Origin of the sequence: uncultured Brachyspira sp. (assembly GCF_934747485.1) — a bacterium.
Classification (GTDB): Bacteria; Spirochaetota; Brachyspiria; order Brachyspirales; family Brachyspiraceae; genus Brachyspira.
The window spans coordinates 16885-29860 of the sequence record NZ_CAKVGN010000038.1; the positions used below are offsets into that span (position 1 = coordinate 16885).

The window sequence follows — 12976 nt, forward strand, 5'->3', positions numbered from 1 at the left end:
TTACAAAATACCATAGACAGTATTCACTATTCATCATTATCAAGCAGCTATTATTTTCTTAACTTTAATTTCTGTATAAGATTTTTATAAGCTTCAAGGTCGGTTTTTCTTAAATAGTTAAGAAGTTTTCTTCTTTTAGCTACCATTTTAAGAAGTCCCATTCTTGAATGATTATCTTTTGTGTGTTCTTGGAAATGTCCTTTTAAATAAGTTATACGATTAGTTAAAAGAGCTATTTGTACTTCTGCTGAACCTGTATCTTTTTCGTTCTTTCCAAATTCTTTAATAATTTTTAGTTTTTCGTCTGCTGTAATAGACATTTTTTTCTCCTTTTGAAATATTTTCTTACATTGTATTCATCTTTTTCTAATAATGATTTCACTTCTTCTATAGAGTTAACTTTAATATTATCCCTAATATATTTAAGAAATATAACAGTTATTTTTTTACCATATATCATCTTAGAAAAATCTAATATATGGCTCTCTACTCTAAGTTCTTTATTTATGTTGCTTATACCTATAAAAGTTAAAGCTTTATATAATTTGGCACTGTTTCCTATTTTTACTAAAGAGCTGTAAACTCCCATTTTTGGAACAAATATATTATCATTTAATTCTAAATTGGCAGTAGGATAACCAATCTTTCTGCCTAAAGCATTACCATGTATTATAATGCCGCTCATACTATAGTCTCTGCCAAGCATCTTGCTTACGCTTTCTACTTCTCCATTAGACAAACAATCTCTTATCTTGCTGCTCGATACTTTATCTCCGCAATGGTTAAGAAAATTAACTATATTAACACTAATACCTTTCTCTAAAGCATACTTGTTGATAAAATCAATATCTCCGCCTCTATCCTTACCAAAAGCAAAGTCCTCTCCGATAACAATTCGCTTCATTCTATAGTATTCTATCAATTTATTAAAGAACTCTTTAGCCTCCATTGTATAAAATTCTGGTAAAAAGTCAATAACTATTATATAATTAACTCCCAAAGCCTTAATAAAAGATATGTTCTCTTCCATATGATAGATAGATACATTCTTCTTTCTTATCATTATAACAACAGATGATAACTTATATTTTTTAGCCATATTAACAGTATATCTAATGAGTTTCTGATGCCCCTTATGAACGCCGTCAAATTTACCTATTGTAACTACACTATTTTTTTTTATGTCTATCTTGCAAAAATCATTAATAACAACCTGATTCATTCTATTATTCTTCCATTCTCTTATTATTACGCATTGATATAATATTTATAACTAAAGATAATACTATAATTATTAAAGACAATACACATAAAAATATACTAAAATTAATATAATTGTCCGCTAAAGAACTATATTTAAATCTAATAAAGAAAAATACTATGCTTATAACTGTATAAATAATAAATCCTAAAAGCATATTATGATATTTAAAAGTTGAAAATGATAAAGAACTGCTAATCATATAAACTGATAACAATAATAAAAATAAAGCAAAGTATAAAATAGATATAAAAAATATAGATAAATTATTAATACTTATATATTTTAATAGCCTATCCAAATAAGAAGTCATATCAAATCCAAATACGATATTTTCTATTATGTTATATACAGAACTATAAATATTTTTTCTGTCTAAAGAAACCAAATTTTTATTTACAACATCATTGCTGTTTATTTCTACAACTTTATCCATAATAACATTATTTTTTGTAATAATCATATTATCTGCAAAATATAATTTATTAGAATATACAGTATCTATTAATATTGAGCTTCCATATGCATCATTAGTAGGAGTAGCTTTTATTAAATAATTGTCTATCTTATATAAATAATTTGAATCTTTTATAATATATTCATCATCATTATATTCTATATAATTAAAATCACCATTAAAAAATATTAAATAAGATGGATATATTAAAGTTATTGCACTAAATATTATTATAGTAATAATATTATATATATTCTTTTTTTTGCTAAAAACACCTATATATATAGAGCTGCATAAAAATGATAGAAATAATATAGAAAAAATGTTACTAATACAGAAATTTTTTAGAATATTTATATTAAAAACATATAAATGATTATCTAAATATCTAAATAGGTATATACAAAAAAATATTATAAAAAATATAAATGCAGTAAATAAATTCTTAGCAACTTTCATAATATATATATTATACTATAAAGGCAAAAATTCAAGTATTAAAAACAATTAAGCCGATTTAGTATTGTTAAATATTCCAAAATTGTAAAGTGCATCATTTAAACTTTCAAATGATTCTATTGAGTTTGAAAGCTCCATCAAATAATAATCAGATTTAACAGCACCATTCATATTTGACAGTACAATATCTCCGCAGCAATCATTGTTAAGTTCTTTTTTAAAATCTATAAAATAATTCCATATATCCCTTTCAATAAAAGAGCATTCGCAAAGATTAAGTATTATATTATTAATACCTTTAGAGAGATATTCTATAATTATGTCTTTTATTTTAGGAAGCGATTCTAAGCATATATTTTTCTTTAAATACAGTACCATTACAGAATCTTCTTTTATGAGATAATTAATTTCAAATGAATAATCAATCATATTTATATAATAACAACTTTTTATCTTTTGTCAATAAAATTTCAAATAAGAATGTTGTTATTAACATTTAATTGACAAATAAGTATTATCTATTATACTTTAAAAAAGATTTATTTTTTAACGGAGTTTTTATTTATGAAAAAAATAATTATTATAGGTGGAGTTGCAGCTGGAATGAGTGCTGCGGCAAAGGCGAGGAGATTAGATAAAGATGCTGCTATAACAGTTTATGAAAAAACAGAATATGTATCTTGGGGTGCTTGCGGCATGCCTTATTATGTTGGAGGATTTTTTGATAATTCAACTACCATGATTGCAAGAACTGCTGAAGCTACTATAAAATCTGGAATAGATTTAAAAATTAAACATGAAGTATTACAAATTGACGCTAACAACAAAAAAGTAATAGTAAAAGATTTAGAAGACAATAAAGAGTTTGAAGATAGTTATGATACTTTGCTCATAGCTACTGGGGCAAAATCTATAATACCAAAAATAGAAAATATAAATATTGGAAATGTGTCTACACTTAAAGAGTTTACTGATGCTATTAATATGAAAGAAAAAATGAAAGATGATAATATAAAAAATGTAGTTGTACTTGGTGCTGGTTTTATAGCTATAGAGGCGGCACATAATATAAAACATCTTGGCAAAAATGTGAGAATAATACAGCGTTCTGATAGGGTTTTTGGAGCGAAATTTGATAAAGAGTTTTCTGATTTAGCTATTGAAAACATAAAGACACATATTGATTTAAACTTAAATGAAAAAGTTTTATCATTAGAAGCTGACTCAAATAATAATGTTAAGGCAGTTGTTACAGACAAAGGAAGATATGATGCTGATTATGTTGTTGTTGCTATTGGAGTTACACCTAATAGTGATTTGGCTAAAGATGCTGGAATACAATTAATGGAAAACGGTGCTATACTTGTTGATAGAGAAGGAAAGACTAATATTGATTCTATATATGCTGCGGGCGACTGTGCTGGTATATATGATAGGGTATTAGGTACTACAAGCTACGCTGCTTTGGCTACTGGAGCTAATAAACTTGGAAGAATGGTTGCTTCTAATTTGATTGGAGGAAAAGAAAAGTTTATTGGAAGTTTAGGAAGTGCTTGCATACTTTGTTTTGACTTAGAAATGGCAAGAACTGGTATTACAGAAGAAGATGCCAAAAAGAGAAATATTAATTATAAAACTGTTACAGTAAAAGATATTGACCATACACATTATTATCCGGATTATCAGGACTTGCATATAAAATTAGTATATTCTGCAGAAAATAGAAAAATATTAGGAGGGCAGATTGCAGGAAAAAGAGGTGCTGTGCTTAGAAGCGATGTAATAGCTGCTTGTATACATGCTGGAATTACTGTTGATGAGTTGGGTATGCTTGATTTATGCTATGCTCCGCCTTTTGCTCGTACTTGGGACTCTTTGAATGTTGTGGGTAATGCCGCTAAATAAACGTGTGTAAATAAAGAATCATAATAATAATTTTTTAATATAAGGGCAAAGAAATAATATTTTTGTCCTTATATTTTTTTATATATTCAACAATTTTTTAAATGCAGGATTTTACTAACCGCACGGTGAACTAATTTATAAAAAACAGATAAATTATAATTATTAAAATATTTTCTTTTTCAGCTTTACTCTGCGTGCGTTAAAATAGGCAGAAAATTTAAAAAAATCTTGGGTGGGCAGTTAAAATGACAGATAAGATTAAAATGAAATATAATATAGAAATTACAGTAAGTGTAGAAATCATAAAGGGTGGGTAAATGTAATTAAGTTTAAAAACTTATTTTCATTCCCCGCCCTTTAAGACTTGTTAATCTTTTTTTCTTTGAAATTTTTTTAGATTTAAAAAAATTGTATTATATTTTTAGCACCCGCCCAAGTTTTATTTAAAATTGCGAATTTTACAGCCGCACGGTGAAGCGATTATGAAAAACATATAAATTATAATTATTAAAATATTTTCTTTTTTAGCTTTGCTCTGTGTGCGTTAAATTTATTCTTACTTATTAATACATTATATTATAAATGCACAAGAGCTAGACATATTGCATTAATTATTCCTTAGTTTCTTTATGTTTTTTCTTTCTCTTATTATATAAATTATGCTCTTTTAGGATTGTTTCAATGGCACTAATAGCTATTTTAATATTTTATCTTTATAAGAGTTTCTTTATTTTTAGTTTGCCATATTTATATTTCTTTCGTGTTTCAATAACTTTATTAATAATTTTTTTATTTTTATATTTATTTGGACTAGTTTTAGGTTTTCTGCTTTTATTTTCTACTATTCCTGTTTCTTCTAATTGCTTCTTCCAATAATAATAACTTCTAATACTGATATTAAATTTTAAAGCCTGTGCTTTTTTATTTCTTATTTTATTAATAATTAATACTATCTTTTTTTCTGATTTGAATTATATTGTTTCATAGGTATTCCTTTTTGTTTATTTTACCTAATTAAATTATAAGGAATACATACTTTTTTAACTAATAAATGTGCAATATCTGTGGCTCCTAAACAATAAATAATTTGTAATTTCTATTGAAATAGTTTTATTTTAGTATAGAATGTATTAACTTAATCAAAGTATTATAGAATTTTAATAATAAAGTTGGAATGTATATGTCTAAGAAAACTAATAAAGAAGCATGTGCTTTATGCGGAAGAGAATTAAAAGAATTAAGCAGATATATAGAAGGAAATGAGGGGTATTTATGCTCTGATTGTTCTGCTATAGCAAATGATTATTTCAATGCTCATAATAGTATAAAACCTAATAATAAAAAATATGATATAAAAATACTTCCCCCAAAAGAGATTAAAGCTTTACTCGACCAATATGTTATAGGTCAGGATTATGCTAAAAAGATATTGTCTGTTGCTGTGTACAATCATTATAAAAGAATAATGCAGGACAACACTAATAACGATGTTGAAATAGAGAAGTCTAATGTACTTTTAATAGGGCCTACAGGAAGCGGTAAAACTTTACTTGCACGCACTTTGGCTAAGGCTTTGAATGTGCCTTTTGCTATTGCCGATGCTACTACTGTTACAGAAGCTGGATATGTGGGTGATGATGTTGAGAATATACTTCTTCGCCTTATACAAAATGCTGATGGGGACGTGAAATTAGCAGAAAAAGGAATAATATATATTGATGAAATAGACAAAATATCACGCAAGAGTGAATCTCGTTCTATTACAAGAGATGTATCTGGAGAAGGTGTTCAGCAGGCTTTATTAAAGATAATAGAAGGAACAATATCAAGCGTGCCTCCTTATGGCGGAAGAAAGCACCCTCATCAAAATAATATAGATATAAATACTTCTAATATACTTTTTATATGCGGCGGGGCTTTTATAGACATAGAAAAATCTATTGCAGAGCGTACTTCCAAAAAAGGTCTTGGTTTTGCTGCTGAAGTTAGTTCTATGGATAATTTGGAATATGATGAGATAATGAGGCATATTGCAACTGAGGACTTAGTAAAATTTGGACTTATACCAGAGCTTATAGGAAGGCTTCCTGTTGTTGCTACTTTACAAGAGCTTAAAGAAGAAGATTTGATTAGAATATTAAAAGAGCCTAAAAACTCACTTATTAAACAATATAAAAAATTATTTGAGTATGATAATGTTGATTTAAGTTTTGATGATGAGGCTTTAAAAGTGATAGTAAAAAAGGCAATGGAAGAGCATACAGGAGCGAGAGGATTAAGGGCTTTATTTGAAAAGGTAATGCTTGACTCAATGTATGATTTGCCTTCTGATAAAAAGTCTATCAAAATAAAAAAAGAATACGTTGAAGAGAAACTAAATATACACTAAAATTTTTAAGTGTTTTATTTTAATTATTTGCAGGGCTTTGCCCCGCACCCCAGTTCTTTTATTGGTATAAAAGAACCAAAAGAACTGCATTTAATGAAGCCTAGCTTTTTATGCATAGACAAAAACATGATATTATTTTAGCTTTATATATTCCATACATACAAAGCTATAACATTTGCACTTTCGCGAAGCGTGCCCGAAGGGCGAAAACTTTGACGAAGTCCGCACAGCGAAGGCGGGAAAAAGTTGATAGAAAATAAACTTATTGACAGAATATAGTTGCTATACTAATATTACTAATTAAATATTTCATATTCTTTCATCTTTTCAAGTATCTTTTGGTCTAATAATATATCAGATTCTGACTCTCTATTTATTTCTTCTGATTTACTTTTATTATGCAGCTTTGATAAAAATAAAGAAAGCCTGTCTATTTCATCTGGCGAGAGATTTGTAAAGGCATATCTTAAATTGGGTAGTATACTTAAAAAACTCTCTTCATCTTGCTTTTCTACAACAGTATCTATTTTTTTTATTATATCATCATTGATAAATAAAATATCTCTTGATATAAGAAATATTCCAGATAAAAAATAACTTATTGCATTAGCATCAGATGATTCTAAAAAATTGCATATGGTGTTAGAAAACTCTTCTGTTGTCATTCCTTTTAATTTATATTTTATTGCCAAACAAACTGCATATATATGTGAGCTTCCAAATGTGTTTGACAATATAGTGTTTATTTTTATTGTAAATGCTTCTATTAAATCAGCATCATTTAATATATTTGTGTAAATATTTTTTATATGTTTTGAATATTTAATAGCTTCCTCTTCTTCTAAATCTTTTATATAATCCATATTGTTTATAACACAAATAAATGTTGTATTTAAAAGTTTTTTTATTAAATCATTAGCAAAAGATTCTTTTTTTATCATGCTGTTATATTCAACTATATTTAATAAATAATATAAATTATACAAGCACTCGCATAAACTTATAAAATTACTGTCTTTCAAAATAACATCTTCTATCTTTGAATAGTTGTTTACTAAAAAACCTTCTACTCCCATCATATTGGTTTCTATTATTAATTTTGAAATCTCGCTTGAGTTTATATTGCTATCTAATTTCTCTTTTATAATATTAATACAAACTTCATCTATTGTTACACCATAAACAGATTTGTCTATTAACAAAGATTCTGCGTTGGTTTTATATTTATATTTCCAAATCTCTCTTGCTAAGTTTTTATTGATTCTATTAATATAATCTGGTCCCTTTATTAGCCTACAAAAATCAATATCTAAAAATCTTATTTTGTGAAAGAATCTGCTCTTTTGAAAATGTGTATCATCTTTAACAATATCAAGTATGGTTTCTACTTCACTGCTGTTATCTAATTTAATTTTAAACTTTTTACACAAATTTCTAAAATCAATTATCACAGGAGGTACTGAACTTTTTGAAGACACTTTTCCATTTTTTATTCCGGATAATAATTTGATAATGAAATCTATATTTGATTTATTTTCAAAATTAATATCCCCTTTTATAAATGATGTTTTTAATGAATCTATAAGCTCATAAACTCCTGCTGTACTTTTTCCTCTAAGTTTTGAAAGATTAACTGCCATGTAGTAGGCATTTATACAATCTGATATGCTTGCATTATTATAATCTATATTTGAAGCTTTTATTATAAAATACATAACAGTCTCTAAATAGCTATTTAAATTATTTTCTTCTAAGTTCTTATAAACAAAATCATAGAATGCAGGAAACTCTATTCCAGACTGATAGCCGTTTCTTCTGTCTGCATCTTCAAATGAATATGGTATTAAATAGCTGTTGGCATTTTTTTTATTGTATTTTTTTAACTTTTCTTCTATATCAATATTTTCTTTTAATTTAGTTATTATGCCTTCCATATGAAAGCTTCCTATAATAACTAAAACTCTATTATATTTTTTTATGGCTTTTTTAATATTACTTGCCATAAAATATTCTCTGTTTCTTGTTTCTGTATCTTCTTGTTCTATTAAACGCATATAATAGCCTAATGTATATACGCTTTTAAAAAAATCTTCTGATGTTTTTACTATGCCGTTTATTTCAAACTCTCTTTCCCAAAGCTCTTGAAAGGTTCTTAGTCCTGATTTTTGCGTAAGTTTTTTTGTGTAGTCATTTATATCAAATTTTAAATCATCTTTATCGTATACGGAGCTTATTTTTTGATATTCATCATCTGTATTTTCTATCATAGAAGCAAAAGGCATATCTATAAACTCACAGTTGATATTTCTTTTTGCTGATTCTTTTATTGCTACAAACTCTGGAGAATAATCTAAAAATGGATAGTAGCTTCTATATTTAATATCACTATCATAGCTGGAATATATACAAAATGGTGCCTTTGTTTCTTCATCTGTCATAAACTCCATTAAATTGTTGGAGTCTATTGGTCCTTCTATTAATATACAATCTGGATTAAAACTATTTATTACTTTTTTTAAATGATATGAGCAAGCTGGGGAATGATGCCTTATAGGTAATAGTAGTTGTTGTTTTTCTAAGTTATTTTTTTTTGACATTATTATAATACAATATTTTTTTATGATGATACAATATATAATAAACATTGCAAGCACAAAATTGATTATTGTAGTATATAGTTCTTAAGTTATTATTTTCTTCAACTTTTTCCCGCCTTCGCGGTGCGGACTTCGTCAAAGTTGCAAAAAGTGCGAGTGTTTTACTCTATATGTTGGAATATGTACAAACTATAGAATAATACCAACATTTTAAGCTAAAAAATTGCAGTTCTTTTGCTTCTTTTATACCAATACCGAAAGGTACCTACTCAGTAAAAGAAGTGGGGTGCTACCCTACGGGCACGCTTAGCAGGTGGTAAAAGCCACCACAAATAAAAGCTTAAAAAATATTTTTGGTTACATTTTAGTATACATTTTTTACATGCAATATAAATTATTCGTTTATACCTCCTGCAGTAATGTTTGATATAATCTTTTTAGAGAGTATTATATAAATAAGAATAGTAGGAAGAAGTACTATAATAACAGTGGCAAACATACCTGAAAAATCATTAGTATACTTCATAGATTGAATCATAGAAAAAAGACCTATTGATAATGGTCTTAAATTAGTTTTACTTGCAAATATCAATGCTGTAAAATATTCATTCCATATAGAAATAAAATTAAATATAGATACAGTTACTATACCCGGTGATGCCAATGGAAACATTATATTCCAAAAAGCCCTAAAAGGACTGCATCCATCCATAGTGGCTGCTTCTTCAAATGTATGTGGTATGTTTTTAAAAAATGATATAAGGAAAAAAATTGTAAAAGGTATATGCATAGCTATATAAACTAATATTAATATAAATCTATTATTGATTAATTTTAAAGTTGCTGCTATTCCAAAAAGAGGAATTACTATCATTATTCCTGGCACCCCCATTGCCAATACAAAAATTCTTTTTAATATATCATTTAATTTAAAATCTATTCTTGCTATTGCATAAGCAGCAGGAGAACATAACAAAACTAAGCCTACAACAGATACAGATGAATAAATAATAGAGTTCAAAAAATATATACCAACTCTATTATTAACAAATGCTTTATAATAATTTTTAAAGTTTATTCCAGAGTTCAATAATTTTCCATCAAAAATATCTGACGTAGTAGACAACGAAGCTAAAAATATCCAACCTATACATACAAATATTACTAAACACCAAGTGATCATTATAATATATTTCATTATAAAAAAGAACTTATCAATTATTATTTTTTTTCCTAAACGATTTAACATATTATTTATTATTATCCCTAAAAAATAAATTTACAAGTAAAAAAGAAAATAATGCTATAACAGAAAGTATAACGCATATAGAAGCCCCCAATCCAGCATTTCTCTCTGAAACTATTAAATTAGAACCAAATAATTGAAAATACATATATATTTTTGGCGTAATAGTTCCCGGTTCAGGATCTAAAGGCGAAAATATTTGAGACCATACAAACATTCCAAAAGCTTCTATACTCCATATTACTATGGCACTTTTTATTGCATTTAATATTAAAGGTATTGTAATTTTAAAAAATTTATCAAAAGAATTAGCTCCGTCTATAGATGCTGAATCATATAATGTTGAAGGTATAGATTCCATAGAAGCACAAAACATTACCATAAAATATCCTACATTAGAAAAAGAATATGCTATAAGCATTGACATAAATATATAGTCTGGAGAAGCCCATTTTATATTAGCTAATTGCGTAAGACCAACTAAAGTAAAAAATGATTTTAAAAAACCATAATCAGGCTGATAAAAATAATAAATCCACATAGTGGCTAAAGCAACAGAAGATATTATATTTGGCAGATAAATTAATGTTTTAAAAAAAGATTTCAACTTCATATTTGAAAATGTAAGTATAGAGGCGAAAGAAAGAGAGATAGAAAAAACTATCAATCCCCCAATAAGCCATATAATAAATACATTTTTTAATGATTTTAAAAATAAATTGCTTTTAAATAAAAATACAAAATTATCTATACCAACAAATTTCCAATTAAATATACTATCTGATATTGTTTCAACATAAAATAAACTCATAATACCTGTTCTAAATACAGGATATAAAAACGCTATTAAAAATACAATAATTGCAGGAAATACAAATATTATCGCAGTTATTTTTCTATATTTTTTGTACATAATATAATACTCTACAATAATAGACATACCGTATTTGTTAAATAATAAATACGGTATATCTTACTATATCTATTTTTTATTTTTTCATTTCAGCAATAAACTCTTCCGCTGTTATCTGACCTGACATCAATTTAATAACATTAGCATTGATTATAGGAGTTTTTTCTGTATTCACATCTATTCCGCCATCTAAAGGATAATATTTACCCAATCTTGGGAATATTTCTTTAGTATCTTCAAGCTGTTTTGTCCAATATGTAGTTGTACTTGAAACAGGAAGGGCATAAGAACGTTTTGCTATTTCCTCATCCCATTTGCCTGTAGTAAGATGTACTATTAAATCAAAAACTTCTTTTGGATATTTAGTATCTTTATTTATTTGAAATGACTGACTTCCATAATGCATATCATAAAGTCCATCTGTTCCTCCTTCTACAGTAGGATAAGGGAAATGTCCCCATTCAAAGTCTTCTCCGGCAGTTTCCATTACAAAGTTAGGAACCCAAGTACCATTTAAAAACATTGCTGCTTCTCCCCTTGCTAATTCATGTCTTCCTGCTGGGAATTTATTTCCTGCAACTTTAGGAGATACATATCCTAATTCTACCATCTCCTGCCAATCTTTAGCTGCTTTTAATACTATAGGGTCATCCCATAAACCTTCTGTAACTAATTGCTGAACAAACTCTGTTCCTTTATATTTAGCTATGTGATATCCTAATAAAGCATTAATTTCAGCATCATCATCAGTAATAGGAGGTATTCCTAAAGCTTTTATTTTAGCACATGCATCTTTAAACTCTTCCCAAGTTTCAGGTACTTTTTCAATTCCTGCTTCTCTAAATATCTTTTTATTATAATTAAATAAAAATACAAAAGGCTGATAAGGAACTGCATATAATGAACCATCTTCAGAAAAAGATCTTCCTAAATCAAGTAATGATTTTATAATAACTTCTTCATAAGGTTTTCCATCTGTAGTATCATAGACATTAGTGATATAATCATCTAATTTTAAAGCATATTTGCCCCAATTTTTAGTAGTTCTCTCTATATTTTCATCCCAAAAATCTATAGTCTGACCATTGTCTAAAGCTGGCTGAAGAGTTTTTCTTATTTCACGTCCATTAAAATTTATCTCTACTTCTATATCAGGGTGCTTAGACATATAATCTTCAATAGCAGCCTTCACTGCCTGACCTTGAGATTCTGTTTCATTCCACATAGACCAATAAACTATTTTTTTCTTATTTGTATCACTGCCGCCTGAACATGATAATAAAAAAATAAAAGCTGAGAAAATAATAAGTATTTTTTTCATAGATAAGTATATCCTCCGTAAAATTTATTTTTATGATATTATTAGTTATTAAAAAATAATTTAATTACAAAGTATAAATAAAATAGGTATTTTAATTATAAAATTTGAATAGATGTCCCATCTATTATTGAATGATGAATTGAGGGAAATGGTATTTATAGATGAAATACATGAGATTTAATTTTAATATTATTTTCATGATAAATACCTTCATAATAGAATGAATTATAATAGTAAATTATTATAATGAAAAAGTCAATAAATATTTTAATTTTATTGTGTTTAGGAGCCAGAGATATTGCACATTTTTTAGTTAAAAAAAGTAGGTATTCCTTATAATATAAATAACCCAATTTAAAGGAATACCTATGAAAGAATATACTTCAAATCAAAGAAAAAAGATAGTTCTAAAAATCAATAAAGTTAAG

At 26.8% G+C, this 12976-nt stretch carries 10 protein-coding genes and 1 pseudogene; 2 read left to right on the forward strand and 9 right to left on the reverse strand.

Going from position 1 to position 12976, the window contains the following annotated elements; translation table 11 throughout:
- Positions 1 to 50: 50 nt before the first annotated feature.
- Genes rpsO through Q0H31_RS08010 form a run of 4 tightly spaced genes read right to left on the reverse strand, consistent with a single transcriptional unit; the run spans position 51 to position 2606 of the window.
- Positions 51 to 320 carry a 30S ribosomal protein S15 gene (gene rpsO / locus Q0H31_RS07995; RefSeq protein ID WP_295297069.1) on the reverse strand — a complete coding sequence of 90 codons (270 nt, stop codon included), beginning with the start codon at positions 318 to 320 and terminating at the stop codon, positions 51 to 53.
- Positions 293 to 1222 carry a bifunctional riboflavin kinase/FAD synthetase gene (locus Q0H31_RS08000; RefSeq protein WP_295297070.1) on the reverse strand — a complete coding sequence of 310 codons (930 nt, stop codon included), beginning with the start codon at positions 1220 to 1222 and terminating at the stop codon, positions 293 to 295. The genes rpsO and Q0H31_RS08000 overlap by 28 nt, the downstream gene beginning before the upstream one ends.
- A gap of 4 nt (positions 1223 to 1226) precedes the next feature.
- Positions 1227 to 2177, reverse strand: coding sequence for a hypothetical protein (locus Q0H31_RS08005; RefSeq protein ID WP_295297071.1), 951 nt, complete (start codon positions 2175 to 2177; stop codon positions 1227 to 1229).
- Positions 2178 to 2225: 48 nt separating this feature from the next.
- Positions 2226 to 2606: an STAS domain-containing protein gene (locus Q0H31_RS08010; protein WP_295297073.1), complete on the reverse strand. Its 381-nt coding sequence runs from the start codon at positions 2604 to 2606 to the stop codon at positions 2226 to 2228.
- Positions 2607 to 2741: 135 nt separating this feature from the next.
- Between Q0H31_RS08010 and Q0H31_RS08015 the strand changes: the two genes are divergently transcribed.
- Positions 2742 to 4082: a CoA-disulfide reductase gene (locus tag Q0H31_RS08015; protein ID WP_295297075.1), complete on the forward strand. Its 1341-nt coding sequence runs from the start codon at positions 2742 to 2744 to the stop codon at positions 4080 to 4082.
- Positions 4083 to 4708: 626 nt separating this feature from the next.
- On the opposite strand, the pseudogene Q0H31_RS08020 reads toward Q0H31_RS08015, so the two are convergent.
- A pseudogene (locus Q0H31_RS08020) lies at positions 4709 to 5067 on the reverse strand (hypothetical protein); the annotation flags it as partial.
- Between the two features lie 195 nt (positions 5068 to 5262).
- Between Q0H31_RS08020 and clpX the strand changes: the two are divergent.
- Positions 5263 to 6471, forward strand: a complete 1209-nt coding sequence (gene clpX / locus Q0H31_RS08025) for an ATP-dependent Clp protease ATP-binding subunit ClpX (RefSeq protein WP_295297076.1) — start codon at positions 5263 to 5265, stop codon at positions 6469 to 6471.
- A gap of 296 nt (positions 6472 to 6767) precedes the next feature.
- Here clpX and Q0H31_RS08030 read toward each other — a convergent pair whose 3' ends face one another.
- From Q0H31_RS08030 to Q0H31_RS08045, 4 genes are all read right to left on the reverse strand, one after another.
- Positions 6768 to 9068: a DUF5682 family protein gene (locus Q0H31_RS08030; RefSeq protein WP_295297078.1), complete on the reverse strand. Its 2301-nt coding sequence runs from the start codon at positions 9066 to 9068 to the stop codon at positions 6768 to 6770.
- Positions 9069 to 9462: 394 nt separating this feature from the next.
- Positions 9463 to 10317, reverse strand: coding sequence for a carbohydrate ABC transporter permease (locus Q0H31_RS08035; protein ID WP_295297080.1), 855 nt, complete (start codon positions 10315 to 10317; stop codon positions 9463 to 9465).
- A gap of 1 nt (position 10318) precedes the next feature.
- Positions 10319 to 11227, reverse strand: coding sequence for a carbohydrate ABC transporter permease (locus tag Q0H31_RS08040; protein ID WP_295297081.1), 909 nt, complete (start codon positions 11225 to 11227; stop codon positions 10319 to 10321).
- A gap of 76 nt (positions 11228 to 11303) precedes the next feature.
- A complete protein-coding gene (locus Q0H31_RS08045) occupies positions 11304 to 12548 on the reverse strand; it encodes an ABC transporter substrate-binding protein (RefSeq protein WP_295297083.1) in 1245 nt (414 codons plus the stop codon).
- Positions 12549 to 12976: the final 428 nt, after the last annotated feature.